The 17,419-nt window shown below is 72.7% G+C and carries 15 protein-coding genes; 3 read left to right on the top strand and 12 right to left on the bottom strand.

Features of this window, described 5'->3' with window-relative positions:
* Window positions 1–18 precede the first annotated feature (18 nt).
* From ACZ7M7_RS04865 to ACZ7M7_RS04875, 3 genes are all read right to left on the bottom strand, one after another.
* On the bottom strand, window positions 19–951 hold the full coding sequence (locus ACZ7M7_RS04865) for a ribonuclease Z (protein WP_451166804.1): 933 nt from the start codon (window positions 949–951) through the stop codon (window positions 19–21).
* 12 nt (window positions 952–963) lie between these two features.
* On the bottom strand, window positions 964–1,317 hold the full coding sequence (locus ACZ7M7_RS04870; protein WP_369270966.1) for a histidine triad nucleotide-binding protein: 354 nt from the start codon (window positions 1,315–1,317) through the stop codon (window positions 964–966).
* A gap of 79 nt (window positions 1,318–1,396) precedes the next feature.
* Entirely contained in the window at window positions 1,397–2,596 is a 1,200-nt protein-coding gene (locus ACZ7M7_RS04875) for an MFS transporter (RefSeq protein ID WP_472112833.1), read from the bottom strand.
* A 117-nt stretch (window positions 2,597–2,713) separates the two neighbouring features.
* Here ACZ7M7_RS04875 and ACZ7M7_RS04880 point away from each other — a divergent pair, with 117 nt between their 5' ends.
* Complete coding sequence (locus ACZ7M7_RS04880) at window positions 2,714–3,802, top strand: DUF5937 family protein (protein WP_472112836.1); 1,089 nt, start codon at window positions 2,714–2,716, stop codon at window positions 3,800–3,802.
* A gap of 31 nt (window positions 3,803–3,833) precedes the next feature.
* Here the strand turns inward: ACZ7M7_RS04880 and ACZ7M7_RS04885 are convergent, their stop codons facing one another.
* The 7 genes from ACZ7M7_RS04885 to hrcA all read right to left on the bottom strand — a co-directional run bounded on the left by ACZ7M7_RS04885 (window position 3,834) and on the right by hrcA (window position 12,305).
* Entirely contained in the window at window positions 3,834–7,100 is a 3,267-nt protein-coding gene (locus ACZ7M7_RS04885) for a S41 family peptidase (protein WP_472112839.1), read from the bottom strand.
* A gap of 75 nt (window positions 7,101–7,175) precedes the next feature.
* A complete protein-coding gene (locus ACZ7M7_RS04890) occupies window positions 7,176–7,733 on the bottom strand; it encodes a hypothetical protein (protein WP_472112841.1) in 558 nt (185 codons plus the stop codon).
* A 90-nt stretch (window positions 7,734–7,823) separates the two neighbouring features.
* A complete protein-coding gene (locus ACZ7M7_RS04895) occupies window positions 7,824–8,216 on the bottom strand; it encodes a VOC family protein (protein WP_472112843.1) in 393 nt (130 codons plus the stop codon).
* An 18-nt stretch (window positions 8,217–8,234) separates the two neighbouring features.
* Window positions 8,235–8,990, bottom strand: a complete 756-nt coding sequence (locus ACZ7M7_RS04900; RefSeq protein ID WP_472112845.1) for a 16S rRNA (uracil(1498)-N(3))-methyltransferase — start codon at window positions 8,988–8,990, stop codon at window positions 8,235–8,237.
* Window positions 8,987–10,072 carry a nitronate monooxygenase gene (locus tag ACZ7M7_RS04905; RefSeq protein WP_383624642.1) on the bottom strand — a complete coding sequence of 362 codons (1,086 nt, stop codon included), beginning with the start codon at window positions 10,070–10,072 and terminating at the stop codon, window positions 8,987–8,989. Before ACZ7M7_RS04905 ends, ACZ7M7_RS04900 begins: the two co-directional genes overlap by 4 nt.
* A 79-nt stretch (window positions 10,073–10,151) precedes the next feature.
* Window positions 10,152–11,288 (bottom strand): molecular chaperone DnaJ, encoded by a 1,137-nt coding sequence (gene dnaJ / locus ACZ7M7_RS04910; RefSeq protein ID WP_383611045.1) that lies wholly within the window; start codon window positions 11,286–11,288, stop codon window positions 10,152–10,154.
* A complete protein-coding gene (gene hrcA / locus ACZ7M7_RS04915; protein WP_383611048.1) occupies window positions 11,289–12,305 on the bottom strand; it encodes a heat-inducible transcriptional repressor HrcA in 1,017 nt (338 codons plus the stop codon). It lies immediately after the preceding gene.
* Window positions 12,306–12,467: 162 nt separating this feature from the next.
* Here hrcA and ACZ7M7_RS04920 point away from each other — a divergent pair, with 162 nt between their 5' ends.
* The gene (locus tag ACZ7M7_RS04920) at window positions 12,468–13,205 is read left to right on the top strand and encodes an MBL fold metallo-hydrolase (RefSeq protein ID WP_383624645.1); all 738 of its coding nucleotides are present in this window, start codon (window positions 12,468–12,470) and stop codon (window positions 13,203–13,205) included.
* A 42-nt stretch (window positions 13,206–13,247) separates the two neighbouring features.
* On the top strand, window positions 13,248–14,063 hold the full coding sequence (locus ACZ7M7_RS04925; RefSeq protein WP_427841075.1) for a DUF3097 domain-containing protein: 816 nt from the start codon (window positions 13,248–13,250) through the stop codon (window positions 14,061–14,063).
* Window positions 14,064–14,125: 62 nt separating this feature from the next.
* Here ACZ7M7_RS04925 and hemW read toward each other — a convergent pair whose 3' ends face one another.
* Together hemW and ACZ7M7_RS04935 are read right to left on the bottom strand one after the other, a co-directional pair.
* Window positions 14,126–15,358 (bottom strand): radical SAM family heme chaperone HemW, encoded by a 1,233-nt coding sequence (gene hemW, locus ACZ7M7_RS04930; protein WP_383611057.1) that lies wholly within the window; start codon window positions 15,356–15,358, stop codon window positions 14,126–14,128.
* Window positions 15,359–15,409: 51 nt separating this feature from the next.
* Entirely contained in the window at window positions 15,410–17,353 is a 1,944-nt protein-coding gene (locus ACZ7M7_RS04935; protein ID WP_472112850.1) for a SpoIIE family protein phosphatase, read from the bottom strand.
* Window positions 17,354–17,419 lie beyond the last annotated feature (66 nt).

A 17,419-nucleotide genomic window follows, 5' to 3' on the forward strand; every position in this document is an offset into this window, starting at 1 on the left:
AAGCATCGTACGGCGGTGCTACCGCCGTTTCGGAAGTGGCACCCGCAGCAGGTCGTGCGCGACGGTCAGCTCCCCCTCGAACCCGGCGGCCCGCGCCTGCCGCTCGAACTCTCCCCCAGACTCCGTCCGGGAGGTGCCCCCAGGCTCGGAGTAGCGCTGGCTGAAGTGGGTGAGCACGAGATGCCGTACGCCGCAGTCGAGCGCGACCCTGGCGGCCTGGCCGGCGGTCAGATGACCGTGCTCGACGGCGAGTTGCACGTCCTCGTCCAGGAAGGTGGACTCGATGACGAGCATGTCGCAGCCGTCGGCGAGGGAGTACACGCCGTCACACAGCCGTGTGTCCATGACGAAGGCGAACCGCTGCCCGCGCCGGACCTCACTGACGTCGTCGAGCGAGACCCCGTCCAGCACCCCTTCCCGCTGGATCCGTCCGACGTCCGGCCCCTTGATGCCATGCGCGGCGAGCCGTTCGGGCAGCATGCGGCGGCCGTCGGGCTCGACGAGGCGGTAGCCGTACGACTCGACGGGGTGCGAGAGCCGCGCGGCCTCCAGATTGTGGCCGCCGGTGGCGGCGATGACGCCGTCCTCGCTGATCGGGGCCTCGGCGATGTCGACGGTCTCGCGGTAGGCGGTGGCGTACCGCAGCCGGTCGAAGAAGCGCTGCCCGGAACGCGGGTAGTGGGCGGTGACGGGATGCGGAACCTTGTCGAGGTTGATCCGCTGGATGACCCCGGCCAGTCCCAGCGAGTGGTCCCCGTGGAAGTGGGTGATGCAGATCCGGTTCAGGTCGTGCGCGGCCACTCCGGCACGCAGCATCTGCCGCTGCGTGCCCTCGCCGGGATCGAACAGGATTCCCTGTCCGTCCCACCGCAGCAGATACCCGTTGTGGTTCCGGTGCCGGGTGGGGACCTGGCTCGCGGTGCCGAGGACCACCAATTCACGTACGGACACGGCAGCTGCGGCCTATCCGGGGGGCCACTGCATGCCGCGGCCGCCCAGGACGTGGGCGTGGGCGTGCCAGACGGTCTGACCGGCGCCGGCGCCGGTGTTGAAGACGACCCGGTAGCTCTCCAGCTTGTCCTCGTCGGCGACGGCCTGGGCCTCCCGCAGGACGTCCGCGGCGAGGGCCGGTTCGGCGGTGGCGAGGGCGGCGGCGTCCTTGTAGTGCGCCTTGGGGATGACCAGGACGTGCGTGGGCGCCTGGGGGTTGATGTCCCGGAACGCGACGGTCGTCTCCGTCTCCCGGACGATCGTCGCCGGGACGTGCCCCTCGACAATCTTGCAGAACAGACAGTCGTCCTGCGGCTCGCCTGCCATGAGGGTTCCCTCCGGGAGTTGGGCGCGTCCTTTACGGGGGGCATCGTATCGTCGTCGGCCTCGGGTGATCGGTTTCCGGTCACCGGAGTTGCTTCTCGGTGACGACCGCGCAGGAGGACAGGAGCGTCGCGGCGGCGAGGCTGCCCCAGAGGGCGGTCGGGCCGTGCGGGGCGAGCGCGGTGATGACGGCCGGGGAGACGGCGAGGCCGAAGCCCGTGGAGAGCTCGAAACGGGCGAGGGAACGCCCCAGGACATGGGCCGGAGCGAGGGCGGTGACCAGCGCGGTGGCGCTGCCGGCGTAGATGATCTCGCCGATCGTGCAGACGACGGACACCGCGGCGACAGCCGGGGCACCCCAGCCGTCCCCCAGTGACGTGGCCGCGAGGAAGCCGAGGTAGGACGCGGTGAGCACCACGCCGGCCAGGGCCAGCACGGTCGGCCGGGAGAAGCGGGACAGCAGGACGGTGACCGGCACCTGCAGGGTGACCACCAGCACGGTGTTGGCCACGAAGATGGCCGCCGACCACACCGGGGATGCGTGCAACTGCGTCACCAGGATCAAGGGCAGGGCGATTTCGGGGACGTTGAGGCAGAAGACGTAGATGACGTTGGCGGCCAGCAGCGCGCGCATCCGGGGCGCGGGCTCGTCGTCCCTGCCCTTGGCCGGGGTGGCGGCCGGATGCGCGTGGAGGTGGACCGACCAGGCAAGGGCCGCCGCGGTGAGATAGGCGAGCCCGGTGACGGCTGCCAGCGCCTGCAACGCGGTGGCGCCGCCCGTCAGGGCCACGGTGGCGAGCAGCGCGCCGACGCCCAGGCCGGCGTTGCGCAGGGCTCGGCCTGCCGCGAGAGCGGCATCGCGCTCCCGGCCGTGGGCGACGGTGGCGACGAGAGCCGCGTGGGCGGCCGGCCATGCCTGGTTGCCGATGCCGAGGAAGAGCGCCGCCGTCGCGAACAGCCAGACGTGCCCCGCCGGGGTGGCGAGCAGCAGCACCACGCCCAGCACCCGCACCAGCATCGACGCCGCGACGACCGTGCTGCGCGCGCCCCGGTCCAGCCATCGGCCCACCGCGGGCATGCACACCAGGCCCACGACGACGCCGGCCGTCATGGCGATGCCGGTGGCCGGCGCGGACAGCCTCAGCACCGTGACTCCGTAGAGCAGCAGGAAGGGCCGCAGCAGGCCGGTGCCGAGCGCGTCCACGACCAGGGCGACGGCGTAGCGGGGGCCTCCGGAGGCACCGACGAGGGCGCGGGGCCGGATCTTGATGGTGGTTGCCATGGCGCCAACGGTGCGGACGGCACGTCGGGCCGGCTGCGCCGGTTGACGAACACCGTCAACCGACGTCGGCGCAGGCCGCCTTGTCGGCGATGCTGACCGGTCCGTGATGATGATGCGGTGACGTTGAGGATCGACATCGGCGGACTGCCGTCCGAGCGGCTGCGGTTCGCCGCCTCCCCGCTGGCCGAGCTGACCGCGATGCTGCACGTGCTGGCCGAACCCGGGCATCATCCGCAGCTCGCCGACTGGGCCTCGGACGTCCGGGCCGGGCTGCGGCCCGAGCTGGCCGAGCGGCTCCGGGAGGCGGAGTTCCTCTGGCGTTCCTCGCAGGCCGACTTCCTGATTCCCGCCCGGCCCCGTCCGACCCTCGCCGAGGAGTTGGACGACGTGGACCGGATCGACGACGAGACGTATGTGACGGCCGCGCTCGTGACCACGTGCGGCGGCAACCGGGTGCGCTTGGCGGCGCCGTCGCCCCTGACCGACGCGACGGCGCGCGAGCGGGCCCTGGAGCTGGCCCAGGCCCGTGGCCCGCGGCAGGAGGCGTTCGCGCAGCGGCTGCTGGCGGACCCGGCCGGTGTGCGGGGGCGGGTGCGCGACACCCTGGAGCAGTGCGCCGAGGCCTTCTTCGACGCCGCCTGGGCGGGCGTCGCCGTGCAGCTCGCCACCGACCTGCGCCTGAAGAACGACCTGCTGAGGCGCCAGGGCGTCGGGGCGGCCCTCGCATCGGTCTCCGGGGCGGTCACCCTGTCACCGGAGGGCGACTGCATAGTCGTGGACAAGCTGCAGGACAAGGCGACCTCGGCCCACGGCACCGGGGTCACCTTCATCCCCAGTGTCTTCGGCCGACCGCACCTGGTGGCGGTCCACGCGCCGGGCTGGCAGCCGGTGGTGCAGTACCCCGTGGCCGAGCCGAGTCCGTCGGAGCAGCCGGTGTCGCTGCAGACGGTCACCCTGCGGCTGGAGGCACTCGCGCATCCGGTACGGCTGCGGCTGCTGCGCACCCTGGCCCGCGGCCCCCACACCACCGGCGAGCTGGCCCACACCTGGGAGCTGTCGCCCCCGGAGGTCTCCCGCCACCTCGCCGTCCTGCGCCGCGCGGGCCTGCTCACGGCCCGGCGGCACGGTCGTTACATCCGCTACACCCTCAACCTGCCCGACCTGACGGCCCTCGGCACCGACCTGCTGGCGGCCGTGCTGCGCTGAGCGCCGACGGCCCACCGGCACACCGCCTGCCTCAGGTCGGCAGCGCCGGCGGTGTCTTCGCGGGCCGTTCCTCCAGCCCCGCCAGCGCGATCCGGATCGCCTCGTCCAGCTGGGCGTCCCGCCCCGCGGCCCAGTCCTGCGGGCGCTGGAGAACCTCCACGTCCGGGTCGACGCCGTGGTTCTCCACGTCCCAGCCGTAGCCCTCCAGCCAGATGGCGTACTTCGGCTGGGTGATCAGCGTGCCGTCGACCAGGCGGTAGCGGCTGTCGATCCCGATGACGCCGCCCCACGTCCGCGTGCCCACCACCGGGCCGAGCCCCAGTGCCTTGATGGCCGCGTTCACGATGTCGCCGTCGGAGCCGGAGAACTCGTTCGCCACCGCCACGACAGGGCCGCGCGGGGCGTCCGCCGGATAGCTGTACGGCCGCATCCCGCGCGGCAGTTCCCAGCCCACGATCCGCCGGGCCAGCTTCTCGACGACGAGCTGCGAGGTGTGCCCGCCGCCGTTCTCCCGCACGTCCACGACGAGCCCTTCGCGTGCCACCTCGACGCGCAGGTCACGGTGGATCTGGGCCCACCCGGGCGCCTGCATGTCCGGCACATGGAGGTAGCCCAGCCTGCCGCCGGACTTCTCGTGGACGTACGCCCGCCGGTCCGCCACCCACGCGTGGTACCGCAGGGGCTGCTCGTCCGCGATCGGGACCACGACCGCATGCCGTACGTCTCCGCCCCCGGCCGGCGAGATCGTCAGCTCCACCGCCTTGCCCGCCGTGCCGACGAGCAGCGGGCCGGGCCCGGTCACCGGGTCCACCGGCGCGCCGGCCACCGCCACGATCGCGTCCCCGGCACGCACGGCGACCCCGGGCGCGGCCAGCGGGGCCCGCGCGTCGGGGTCGGAGGTCTCCGAGGGCAGGATCCGGTCGATCCGCCAACTCCCGTCGGCGTGGCGGGAGATGTCGGCACCCAGCAGGCCCTGCCGGGCCCCGCTGCCGTACCCGCCGCGCGGGGCGACGTAGGCGTGCGAGGTGCCGAGCTCGCCCTGCACCTCCCACAGCAGGTCCATGAGGTCGTCGTGGGTGGCCACCCGGTCGAGCAGCGGGCGGTAGCGGTCCAGCACCCCGGACCAGTCCACCCCGCTCATGTCCGGCCGCCAGAAGTGGTCCCGCATGATGCGGCCGGTCTCCTCGAACATCTGCCGCCACTCGGCCGGCGGGTCGACCTTCTGCCGTACGCGGCTCAGGTCGACGGTGATGTTCGTGTCGCTGTCGTCGTCGCCGGAGGCCCGCCGGTCGCTCGGTACGACCTTCAGCCGTCCGTCGGTCCACAGCAGCACCCGTTTGCCGTCGCCGCTGACCTCGAAGTCGTCGGCGTCGTCGGCAAGATGCTCGACGCGCCGCTGGACGAGGTCGTAGCGCTCCAGCTCGGTCTTGGGCTCCGGGTCGTCGGGCGTGGCCCGGGACGCACCGAGGGCGCCGCGCACGGGGTGCCGCAGCCACAGCACGCCGTCCTTGGCGGTCCGCAGCGTGCTGTAGCGGGCGGCCTCGACCGGGAACGGCACGATCCGGTCGGCCAGGCCTTCGAGGTCGATGCGCGTGGTCGGGGTGCCCTCGCTGTCGGGGGTCTCGTCCTTGTCGGGCGCGTCGAAGGGGCGGCCGTGCCGCTGCGGGCCGAAGGGGGACGGAGTGGTCGCGGCGAGGGTGATCAGGTGCGGGCGGGAGCCGACCACGAACGCGAGGTCGAAGACGTGCTCGTCGTAGACCGGGTCGAAGGCCCGCGTCGACAGGAACGCCAGGTGCTTGCCGTCCTGCGTGAACGCCGGCGCGTAGTCCTGGAAGCGCAGCGGGGTCGCCTCGGACACCGACAGGTCGGTGGTGTTGGCGAGCTTGAGCTGGGACAGCGGGCGCGGGCCGGGGTGCGACCAGGCGAGCCAGGCCGAGTCGGGCGAGAAGACGAGCCCGGAGACGTCCCCGTCCGCGCTGCGGTCCACCTCGCGCACCTCGCCGGTCTCCCGCTCGACGAACAGCACGCGGCCGTCGTGCGCGGCGACCGCGGCGCGGCTCCCGTCGGGCGCCATGGCGAGTTCCAGGACGCGGCCCAGCTGCCCGGCGCCGAGCCTGCGCGGGGTGGCTCCCGGCGCTAGCCCGGTCGCGGGCGCGAACTCCAGCGCGTCGTCGCCCTCCGCGTCCGTCACCCACACCACCCACTCCTCGCCCTCCGCGCGGAAGGTGCGCGGCAGCCGGGCGCGTACCCCCGGCTCGGCGGCGAGCGCACGGGCGGGGCCGGAGCGGTGGGTGACCCAGTGCACGGCCCCCCGCACGGAGACCGCGCTGCCGCGCGCGGTGTGGTCGGGCGCCGCCTCCCCGAACGCGCGGGCGGCGTTCAACGGATACGTCTGCCGGTCGGTGCGCTGCCCGCCGAGCCGGATGTCGAGCCGGCGCGGCTCGGCGCCGTCGAGGTCGTCCAGGAGCCACAGTTGACCGGCCGAGGCGTGGACGACACGGGTGCCGTCGCTCGCGGCGTGCCGGGCGTAGAAGCCTCCCCCACTCTCGGCTTCGCTCGAGCGGGAGGTGCCCCCATCGGGGGTGTGCCGTCGCAGGTCGGACCCGTCGGCGAGGGACGAGTACACGGCCCCCACGCCCTCGTGGTCGGAGAGAAAGGCGACCCTCTCGCCCACCCACATCGGGTACTCGATGTTCCCGTCCAGCGCCTCATGCAGCCGTACGAAGTCCCCGTCACCCTCGTGCTCGATCCACAACTTCCCCGCCGTACCGCCCCGGTAGCGCTTCCACCGGGCCGCCTCCAGCCCCATGGGCGCGGACGCGAGCAGCAGCCGAGGCCCGTGGACGACATCGGCGACGGGCCCGTACGGCAGGGTGGTGGCCGGTCCGCCGTCGAGCGGGACCGTGTGGGCCCAGGTGCGGCGGCTGCCCGCCTGGCCCTGGGTGCTGATCGCGAGGACCTGACCGTCGGGCGTCCAGCCGCGCACCCTGGTCTGCCCGCTGCCCCAGTGCGTGAGGCGCCTGGAGGGGCCGCCGTCGACCGGCGCGATGTGCACCTCGGGGGCGCCGTCGCGGGTGGAGGTCCAGGCGACGGTCGTACCGTCGGGCGAGATGCGCGGCAGGGAGACCGGCACGTTGTCGGCGCTGACCCGCCAGGCCCGGCCGCCGTCGAGGGGGGCGAGCCATACGTCGTCCTCGGCGGTGAAGGCGACGAGGTCGCCGCGCAGATGCGGATACCGCAGATACGACGGCGAGGGGGCGGTGGCCGAAGTCGGAGCAGGCGTCGCGGACTGTGTCACCCGATCACCCTAGGCAAGCGCGGCGCCCGCGAACAGGGCTTTGGATCACTTGCCCCAACTCCCGCCGGGAGGCGCTCACTTGCCCTCCGGCCAGCAGTTCGGGTGCTGCTTGCAGTAGACCGTCTTGGTGACCGTCACCGTGACCGTGGGGCCGGGCTGCTGTCCGCCCCCGGACGGGTTGACGGGCGAGGGCGTGGCGTCGCAGTCGCCCAGCCCGTTCACGTGGAACCACTCCTTGCCGTCGATCTTGGCGACGAGGTCCCCGCGCACACAGGAACCGCTGACGGCCCGGGTGATCCGGCCGGTGACGACGATGTCCTTGCCGTCCTTGGTCTCGCCCTCGCAGTCGACCTTGACGACGGTGTTCTCACTGGCGGTCGGCGAGCTGCCGTTGCCCTTGTCGTCGTACGAGCCCGTGCAGTTGAGCCATTGCACGTCGGCCTTCTGCCGCTCCAGCTCCTCGGTCACGGTCTGATCGGTCGTGAATGCCACGGTCGCCGAGCTCAGCCCACCCGGATCACAGCCGACCACCGAGCCGACGGCGACGACCGCGAGCCCTGCCACGGCAGCCACCCGCGCATGACGCCCGGCAAGCCGGTCGAGGCGAGACCGAACCCTCCTGAATGCCCCCATGGGACCGCAGCCTGCCACTGTCCCGGCCGCCGCGGTAGAGCGCATACGGCCACTCCCTGCTCGCGCAGTCACGGCGGGAGGCGCCCGGCCTCAGGTGCGCAGCAGCAGCCATTCCTGAAGTTCCACCAGGTTCCCCTCCGGGTCCTTGAGGTGGGCGACGCGCATGCGGTCGGTCAGCGGGGTGGGGTCGTGGAGGAGGGTGGCGCCGCGTTCGGCGATCTGTGCGCAGTAGGTGTCCAGATCGTCGACGCGCAGGACCACCAGTGAGCGATGGCCCCTGGCCTCGTCGCCGAGTTCGCCCAGGACCTCGGCCATCATCGCCCGGTCCTGGAGGGCGATGCCCGCCGAACCGGTGGCGGGGCTGAACTTCTCGTAGGGCCCGTGCGCCGCGCCCGATTGCGGCTTGAGGCCGAGGACGTCGGCGTAGAAGCGGTAGCAGGCGGCGAAGTCGCCGACCAGGAGCCGTACTTGGGCGAGTTCCACGGCGGACGTCCCTCCTGGTCAGGCCCAGCGGCCGGTGCGGCCGAGGAGCAGTGCCGTCGCCGCGGTTCCGGCGGTGGAGGTGCGCAGGACGGTACGGCCCAGACGGTACGCCTTCGCGCCCGCCTCCTCGAAGAGGGCGAGTTCCTCGGGGGCCACGCCGCCCTCGGGGCCGACGACGAGCACGATCTCGCCCTCGGCGGGCAGTTCGGCGGTCGCGAGCGGCTCACTGCCGTAGTCGCGCTCCTCGTGCAGTACGGCGGCGAAGTCGGCGTCGGCGAGCAGCGCCGCGACCTGCTTGGTCGTGGCCGCCTCCGCGACCTCCGGGAAGCGCACCCGGCGCGACTGCTTGCCGGCCTCGCGGGCGGTGGCCCGCCACTTGCCGAGGGCCTTCGCGCCCCGCTCGCCCTTCCACTGCGTGATGCACCGGGCGGCCGCCCACGGCACGATCGCGTCGACGCCGGTCTCGGTCATGGTCTCGACGGCCAGTTCACCGCGGTCGCCCTTGGGGAGGGCCTGGACGACGGTGATACGAGGCTGTACCACCGGCTCCTCGGTCACCGCACCCACGCTCATGACCAGCCGGTCCTTGCCCTCGGCCGCCTTGACGACACCCTCGGCCCAGCGCCCGAGCCCGTCGGTGAGGACGACCTGCTCACCGGCCCGCAGCCGCTTCACCGAGACGGCGTGCCGCCCCTCGGGACCGTCGAGAACGTACTCGCCGCCGGAGAGGTCGCCCCGCTCCAGCGACTCGACGACGAACACCGGCGCCGTCATCCGACCGCACCCCCCTTGGAGGCCGCCGACAACGCTGTCGCCGCGGCGTCCAGCTCGGCGGCCAGCACCTCCACCAGCTGCCCGGCGGGCAGTTCGCGTGCCATACGGTGCCCCTGCCCCGCCCACAGGGCCATGCCCTGCGCGTCACCGGACGCGGCGGCCTTCTTGCGCAGGGGGGAGGTCAGGTGGTGGACCTCGGGGTAGGCGGCGGGGGCGTACGGCCCGTGCTCGCGCATGAAGCGGTTGACCAGGCCGCGGGCGGGCCGGCCGGAGAACGCGCGCGTCAACTCGGTCCGTACGAACAGGGGGTTGGTCAGCGCCTGCTTGTGCAGGGCGTTGGCGCCGGACTCCTGGGTGGCGAGGAAGGCGGTGCCGAGCTGGGCGGCACTGGCCCCGGCCGCGAGGACGGCGGCGATCTGGCTGCCCCGCATGATGCCGCCGGCGGCGACGATGGGCAGGCTCACGGTCTCCCGGACCTGCGCGAGGAGGGAGAGCAGCCCGATGCCCGACCGGTCCGTCTCCGGGTTGTCGCGATGCGTCCCCTGGTGGCCGCCGGCCTCCACTCCCTGCACGATCACGGCATCGGCACCGGCCTGCTGCACGGCGAGGGCCTCGTCCGTGGTGGTGACGGTAACGAGGGTGACGGTTCCGGCGCGGCGCAGGGACTCCAGCACATCGGGCTTCGGCACCCCGAAGTGGAACGAGACGACCGGCACCGGGTTGTCGAGCAGCACGGCCAGCTTGGCGTCGTACCCGTCGTCCCGTCCGCTGTCCCGGTCCCCCAGCTCGGTCTCGTACCAGGCGGCCTCACCCGCGAGCTGATGCGCGTAGACGTCCACGGCCGCGGCGTCGGCGTACTCGGGCTGCGGCATGAACAGGTTGACCCCGAAGGGCCGGCCCGTCAGCCCCCGCAGCTGCTTGATCTCCTGGTACATCCCGTCGGCGGTCTTGTACCCGGCGGCGAGAAACCCCAGCCCACCTGCCTCGGACACGGCAGCGGCGAGCTGCGGCACGGAGACGCCGCCCGCCATGGGGGCCTGCACGATCGGATGGGGGAAAAGATCGGTCAGTGCGGAGGACATGACGGCATGTTGTCACGTCCTCCGAACAAGTCCGAATCGGCCCTGTGCCGTGCCATGCAGGGGCACTGCGCCACCGGACTCAGCGCCCGTTGAACGCATCCTTCAACCGCGAGAACAACCCCTGCTGCCCCGGCTGGAACTGCCCCTGCGGCCGCTCCTCGCCCCGCAGCTTGGCCAGCTCGCGCAGCAACCGCTCCTGCTCGGGGTCCAGCTTGGTCGGCGTGGTGACCTCGACGTGGACGATGAGATCGCCGCGCCCGCCACCCCGCAGATGCGTCACACCGCGTCCGTGCAGCGGAATCGACTGACCGGACTGGGTGCCGGGCCGGATGTCGACCTCCTCGAGGCCGTCCAGCGTCTCCAGCGGCACCTTCGTACCGAGGGACGCCGCGGTCATCGGGATCGTCACCGTGCAGTGCAGGTCGTCGCCGCGCCGCTGGAAGGTCGAGTGCGGCAGCTCGTGGATCTCGACGTACAGGTCACCGGCGGGACCGCCACCGGGCCCGACCTCGCCCTCGCCGGCGAGCTGGATCCGGGTGCCGTTGTCGACACCGGCCGGGATCTTGACCGTGAGCGTCCGACGGGACCGCACGCGTCCGTCCCCCGCGCACTCGGGGCACGGCGTGGGAACCACCGTCCCGAATCCCTGGCACTGCGGGCAGGGCCGCGACGTCATGACCTGGCCCAGGAAGGACCGCGTCACCTGCGACACCTCACCACGACCGCGGCACATGTCACACGTCTGAGCGGAGGTGCCGGGGGCAGCCCCCTCACCGTTGCAGGTGTTGCAGACGACGGCCGTGTCGACCTGGATGTCCTTCGTCGTGCCGAAGGCCGCCTCGTCGAGCTCGATCTCCAGCCGGATCATCGCGTCCTGGCCGCGGCGGGTGCGCGAGCGCGGGCCGCGCTGGGACGCCGTACCGAAGAACGCGTCCATGATGTCCGAGAAGTTCCCGAAGCCGCCCGCGCCGAAGCCGCCGGCTCCCGCGCCGCCCGCCTGGGACAGCGGGTCGCCGCCGAGGTCGTAGACCTGCTTCTTCTGCGGGTCCGACAACACCTCGTAAGCGGCGTTGATCTCCTTGAACCGCTCCTGGGTCTTCGGATCCGGGTTGACGTCCGGGTGCAGCTCGCGCGCGAGCCGCCGGAAGGCCTTCTTGATCTCTTCCTGCGACGCGTCGCGACGCACGCCGAGAACGGCGTAGTAGTCCGTGGCCACTTACGACTCCGCCAGGATCTGTCCGACGTACCGTGCCACTGCGCGTACCGCTCCCATCGTTCCCGGGTAATCCATGCGGGTCGGTCCGACCACGCCGAGCTTGGCTACTGCCTCGCCGCCCGAACCGTAGCCGACCGACACGACAGACGTTGAGTTGAGTCCCTCGTAGGCGTTCTCGTGACCGATGCGTACGGTCATGCCCGAATCCCCTGCCTCGCCAAGGAGCTTGAGGAGCACGACATGCTCCTCGAGTGCCTCCAGGACGGGCCGGATGGTGAGGGGGAAGTCATGTCCGAAGCGGGTGAGATTGGCGGTGCCGCCGATCATCAGCCGCTCTTCGTTCTCCTCGACGAGTGTCTCCAGCAGAGTGGAGAGCACCGCCGAGACTGTGCCGCGGTCCTCCATGTCGAAGGCCTCGGCGAGGTCCTCGACGAGCCTGGGCACGTCGGTGAAGCGCCGCCCCGCGACCCGGCTGTTGAGCCGCGCGCGCAGGTCCGCGAGCGAGGCTTCGCCGAAGGGCGCGGGACAGTCGATCATCCGCTGCTCGACCCGCCCGGTGTCCGTGATCAGCACGAGCATCACACGCGCGGGCGCGAGCGAGAGCAGCTCCACATGCCGGACGGTGGACCGGGTCAGCGACGGGTACTGCACGACGGCGACCTGCCGCGTGAGCTGCGCGAGCAGCCGCACGGTGCGCGCCACGACGTCGTCGAGGTCGACGGCGCCGTCGAGGAAGTTCTGGATGGCGCGCCGCTCCGGCGGGGTCATCGGCTTGACGCCGGCGAGCTTGTCGACGAACAGCCGGTAACCCTTGTCGGTCGGGATGCGCCCCGCGCTGGTGTGCGGCTGGGCGATGAAACCCTCGTCCTCCAGGGCAGCCATGTCATTGCGGACGGTCGCCGGGGACACCCCGAGGTTGTGGCGCTCGGTCAGCGCCTTCGACCCGACCGGCTCCTCGGTCCCGACATAGTCCTGGACGATGGCGCGCAACACCTGAAGCCTGCGTTCACTCAGCAACCGCGCACACCTCCAGAAGTCGTCCCCTTGACATTTCGCCTGGCACTCTGCGCTGGTGAGTGCCAACCGTCCCCGGCCAGTGTACGGCGGTGGGGTACGCCCCGGGCAAGGCCGGTCCGGCACCACCGTGCCCGACGGTGGTGTCTTGGTTAGCGTCGCCGTATGACGGTGACTTGGGAAGAGCTCGGGTGGGAACGGCTGGCGGCCGGGGTGGGCAGATGCCGGCTTCCGGGCTGGGACTGCACCGCGGGGCTGGTCGTGGGCCGGGACACGGCGCTCGTGATCGACGCCGGGTCAAGCCTCGGAGAGGGCGCGCGGTTGCGTACGCAGGCCCAGTGGCTCGCGGGTCACCGTGTGACCCATCTCGCGCTGACCCATCCCCACTTCGATCACGTCTTCGGGGCTGCGGCGTTCGCCGGGGCGGAGGTGTACGGCGCGGTGGGCATGGACACGGTGTTCGCGCACGAGCGTGCGGAACTGCGCTCGGACGCCGTGGGCAACGGCCTGGACCCGGACGCGGCGGACGAGGCCCTCGACGCCCTGGTCCACCCCCGGCACCAGGTGAGCGGCGAGTGGACCCTCGACCTGGAGGGCGGCCGCCAGGTCCTGCTGGCGAACGTGGGCCCGGCCCACACGGCCCACGATCTGGTCGTGCTGGTGCCGGGCGTGGCCCCCGGCGATCGGGAGGTCGTCTTCTGCGGCGATCTGGTGGAGGAGTCCGGCGAACCCCAGGCGGGCCCCGACGCCGTACCGTCGCACTGGCCGGCCGCCCTGGACCGCCTGCTGGACCTGGGCGGCGAGGATGCGCTGTACGTGCCCGGTCACGGAGCGGTGGTGGACGCGGAGTTCGTACGACGCCAGCGGAACGCCTTGGCGGCCCGCTTCGGCGTGTCGCCCTGATCCGCGAGACGTACCCGCGGGGCTTCTCCTATCGTCATCCGAATGCGCCAGTACTCCCCGGACCTGACCCCGCCCTGGAAGAAGCCCAAGCCCGCCCCCGAGGTACCGGCGGACCCGGGCCTGGTGGTGGAGGAGCCGGGCACGGGTTTCTGCGGCGCGGTGATCCGCTGCGAGGCGGGCACGGTGACGCTGGAGGACCGCTTCGGCAAGCACCGGGTGTTCCCGCTGGAGCCGCGGGGGTTCCTGCTGGAGGGCAAGGTGGTGACGCTCGTACGCCCGTCGTCCTCGGCTCCCGCACGTCCCAGCCGGACGGCGTCCGGTTCGGTCGCCGTGCCCGGCGCACGCGCGCGCGTGGCCCGCGCCGGCCGTATCTACGTGGAGGGCCGCCACGACGCCGAGCTGGTCGAGAAGGTCTGGGGCGACGACCTGCGCATCGAGGGCGTGGTCGTGGAGTACCTGGAGGGTGTCGACGACCTTCCCTCGATCGTGGCCGACTTCGCGCCGGGTCCGGACGCACGCCTGGGCGTCCTGGTGGACCACCTCGTCCCCGGCACGAAGGAATGGCGCATCGCGGAGTCGGTGACCAGCGAACACGCCCTGGTCGTGGGCCACCCGTACATCGACATCTGGGAGGCGGTGAAGCCGTCGGCCCTGGGCATCGAGTCCTGGCCGCGCGTCCCGCACGGGCAGGACTGGAAGACGGGGGTGTGCCGGGCGCTGGGGTGGCCCTCGGAGAACACCGGGGCGGTGTGGCAGGCGATCCTGAAGCGGGTGGGGTCCTACAAGGACCTGGAGCCGGAGTTGCTGGGGCGGGTGGAGGAGCTGATCGACTTCGTCACGGGTAGCGGTGAGGCCTGACGTTGCCGAAGGTGCCGAATCCGGTGGTGTGGCCCGTGGTACCGATTCACCCACCGGAGTGATCAGTCCACCAAATCCCTGACCACCGCGTCCGCCAGCAACCGCCCCCGAAGCGTCAGCACCGCACGCCCCTCCTCGTACGGACCGGTCTGCAAGAGCCCCTCTGAGAGTGCTCGGCGCGAGGCGGTGAGCCCCTCCTCCCTCAGCAGCGCCAGCGGCGCCCCCTCCAGCAGCCGCAGCTCCAGCAGGATCCGCTCGACCCTCCTGTCCTCCTCGGACAGCAGCTCGCGTCCGGCCCCCGGCGAGCGGCCCGCCGCCAGTGCCGCCGCGTACGCGCCCGGATGCTTCACGTTCCACCAGCGGACGCCGCCCACGTGCGAGTGGGCCCCAGGCCCCGCGCCCCACCAGTCGGCGCCCCGCCAGTACAGCTCGTTGTGCAGGCAGCGGCCCGCCTCCGAGGTCGCCCAGTTGGAGACCTCGTACCAGTCGAAGCCCGCCTGCGACAGCACCGACTCCGCGATCAGGTACCGGTCGGCGTGGACGTCGTCGTCCGTCATCGGGACCTCGCCCCGGCGGATGCGGCGGGCCAGCTGGGTGCCCTCCTCGACGATCAGGGCATAGGCGGACACATGGTCCGGGCCGGCGCCGATCGCCGCCTCCAGCGAAGCCCGCCAGTCGTCGTCCGACTCGCCCGGTGTGCCGTAGATCAGGTCCAGGTTGACGTGCTCGAAGCCCGCCGCGCGGGCCTCTGCCACGCACGCCTCGGGGCGGCCCGGGGTGTGGGTGCGGTCCAGGACCTTCAGCACGTGCTGCTTCGCGCTCTGCATGCCGAAGGAGAGCCGGTTGAAGCCACCCTCGCGCAGGGTGGCCAGATATGCCGGGTCCACCGACTCCGGGTTCGCCTCCGTCGTGATCTCCGCGTCCGGTGCCAGCCCGAACTCGTCGCGGATCGCCCCCAGCATCCGTACGAGATCGTCGGCGGCCAGCAGAGTGGGCGTACCGCCGCCGACGAAGACCGTGCGGACCTCGCGCGGATCGTCGCCGAGGACCTTTCGGGCGAGGCGGATCTCGTCGACGAGGGTCTCGGCGTAGTTGTCGCGGGACGCCAGCACTCCGCCCGTGCCGCGCAGCTCGGTCGCCGTGTAGGTGTTGAAGTCGCAGTAGCCGCAGCGGGTCGCGCAGTACGGGACGTGCAGGTAGAAGCCGAGGGGGCGGTCGGCGGACCCGGCGAGGGCGGACGCGGGGAGCGTGCCGTCGTCGGGGACGGGCTCGCCGTCGGGGAGTGCGGAAGGCATGGGTTCCATTGTCCAGCACGCGCGCGTGCCCGGCGGAACCCGGGCGAATCGCTACTCGGCCTGAAGCACCAGCAGCGCCAGGTCGTCCTCCGGCGGACGGCCGCTGAACTCGTGCACGAGCCTACGGATCCGTTCCGCGATCAGTTCGGCGTTCAGCCCCGCGCACCCGGCGAGCGCGGTCGCGAGGCCGTCGCCGTCGTCGAACTGGCGGGTGCCGCTGCGCCGCTCCGTCACCCCGTCGGTGACGCACAGCAGGGTGTCCCCGGAGCGCAGCTCGAAGGTCTCGCTGGTGTACGTGGCGTCCTCGACGACGCCGAGGATGGTCTGCGGATGAGCGGCGGTGTGGACCTCGCCGCCGGCGCCCAGCAGCAGCGGCAGCGGGTGTCCGGCGGAGGCGAGGGTGCAGCGGATGCCGCCGTCGAAGGGGGTGAGTTCGCCGTAGAGGAGGGACAGGAAGCGGGTCTGCGGGCCGTCGCCGGGCGCCATCGGGACCGGCCCGACGAGGGCGCGCGCGGCTGCGTCGGCGGCCTCCGTGGCGTCGTCGAGGAGGAGCTGGTTGAGGCGGTCGAGGACGTCGGCGACCCGGTAGCCCTCCCGGGCGAGGAGCCGCAGCCAAGGGCGCGCGATGCCGATCACCACGGCCGCCTCGGGGCCCTTGCCCTGGACGTCCCCGATGGCGAAGCACCAGCGGCCGTCACCGGCCGGGAACAGGTCGTAGAAGTCACCGCTCGGACCGCCCTTGTCGCACGGCTCGTACACCAGCGCGCTGACCACGCCGGGGATCTCCGCGACGGCGCCGGGCAGCAGTCCGCGCTGCAGGACCCGGCTGATGGTGGCCTGCCGGGCGTACTGGCGGGCCGCGCCGATGGCGAGGGCCACCCGGCGGCTGAGGTCCTCGACGAGCCCGGTGACCTCGTCGGGGAAGCGCATGAGGTCGGCCCGCCCGATGACCAGCGTGCCCAGCGGGCGGCCCCCGGCGATCAGGCGGTACGCGAGCGCCGTGCCGCGCACCCCGCGCGCGCCGAGCGCCGCACCGGGCCAGGGGTATTCGACCGGGCCGGTGCGGTGGTTGTCGGCCGGGAGCGGCGGCTCCTTCTCCAGGGCCTGGCGCAGCTCCTCGATGAGGTTCTCGGAGCCGTGCCAGACGCGGGCCAGCCGCGGCCCGGTCCCGGCGGCGCCCTCCGCCGGCCAGCCCGCCCCGCCCCCGGTCTCACCCGATCGTGGGTATCCCCAGCGCCCGGCGATCTCGTCCTCCAGCCACACCGCGCACCAGTCCGCCAGCCGCGGCACGATCAGCTGGCCGGCGAGCGCGGCGACCAGGTTCTCGTCGAGCTGCCCGGCGAGCAGGTCGGAGGCCTCGGCGAGGAAGGACAGGGCACCGCGGTTGAGCCAGTCCCGCTCCCGCTCGGCACGCTGGGGCTCGGGGGCGAGGATCTCGGCGACGCGCAGCCCTCGCTCCAGCGCGCGCTCCTCGGCGTACGCCTCGATGTCGTCCTTGGCCGCCACGGGGTCCTCGGCGGGCAGCCGCGCCCACACGGTCTTGGCGCCGGTGCGATAGGTGACGCCCCAGGACTCGGCGAGCCGGGACACCAGGCGCAGGCCGCGCCCGTACTCCGGTGTCTCGTACGGCGCGTCCGCCTCACCGTCGCGCGGGGCGCGCGAGGGGTGGTGGTCCAGGACCTCGACGAGGAGGGCGCCGGTGTCCTCCAGTCGGCAGGTGAGCTCCAGATCGGTACCGGCGTGCACGACGGCGTTGGTGACCAGCTCGCTGACGGCCACGACGGCGTCGTCGACGAGACGGGCGCTGAGGTGCTCGGTGCCGGGGAGTCCGGAGGCGGCCCAGTCGGTGAGGGCGTTGCGCACGAGGGTGCGGGCGGAGCCCGGGGAGATGGGACTGCCGGGGAGGGTGGCGCGGGTCTCCGCGCCCACGCCCCCGGGCGCAGGCGCACCAGAGGCACGGGAAACGGTCTCCCGTTGCGCCGGAATGGCCCCCATGGACAGCTCCCCGAACGGTTCGGACGAATACGCCTCAGTCGACGCCGACAGAGTGACAGACTGGCC

This window comes from Streptomyces sp. NPDC111606 (genome assembly GCF_055656945.1).

What these genes read in the sequence shown, in the direction of transcription:
- ACZ7M7_RS04870 (WP_369270966.1), bottom strand. Translation starts at nt 1,317, where the DNA reads ATGGCAGGCGAGCCGCAGGACGACTGTCTGTTCTGCAAGATTGTCGAG.
- ACZ7M7_RS04875 (WP_472112833.1), bottom strand. Translation starts at nt 2,596, where the DNA reads ATGGCAACCACCATCAAGATCCGGCCCCGCGCCCTCGTCGGTGCCTCC.
- ACZ7M7_RS04890 (WP_472112841.1), bottom strand. Translation starts at nt 7,733, where the DNA reads ATGGGGGCATTCAGGAGGGTTCGGTCTCGCCTCGACCGGCTTGCCGGG.
- ACZ7M7_RS04900 (WP_472112845.1), bottom strand. Translation starts at nt 8,990, where the DNA reads ATGACGGCGCCGGTGTTCGTCGTCGAGTCGCTGGAGCGGGGCGACCTC.
- ACZ7M7_RS04905 (WP_383624642.1), bottom strand. Translation starts at nt 10,072, where the DNA reads ATGTCCTCCGCACTGACCGATCTTTTCCCCCATCCGATCGTGCAGGCC.
- ACZ7M7_RS04920 (WP_383624645.1), top strand. Translation starts at nt 12,468, where the DNA reads ATGACGGTGACTTGGGAAGAGCTCGGGTGGGAACGGCTGGCGGCCGGG.
- ACZ7M7_RS04925 (WP_427841075.1), top strand. Translation starts at nt 13,248, where the DNA reads ATGCGCCAGTACTCCCCGGACCTGACCCCGCCCTGGAAGAAGCCCAAG.
- hemW (WP_383611057.1), bottom strand. Translation starts at nt 15,358, where the DNA reads ATGCCTTCCGCACTCCCCGACGGCGAGCCCGTCCCCGACGACGGCACG.
- ACZ7M7_RS04935 (WP_472112850.1), bottom strand. Translation starts at nt 17,353, where the DNA reads ATGGGGGCCATTCCGGCGCAACGGGAGACCGTTTCCCGTGCCTCTGGT.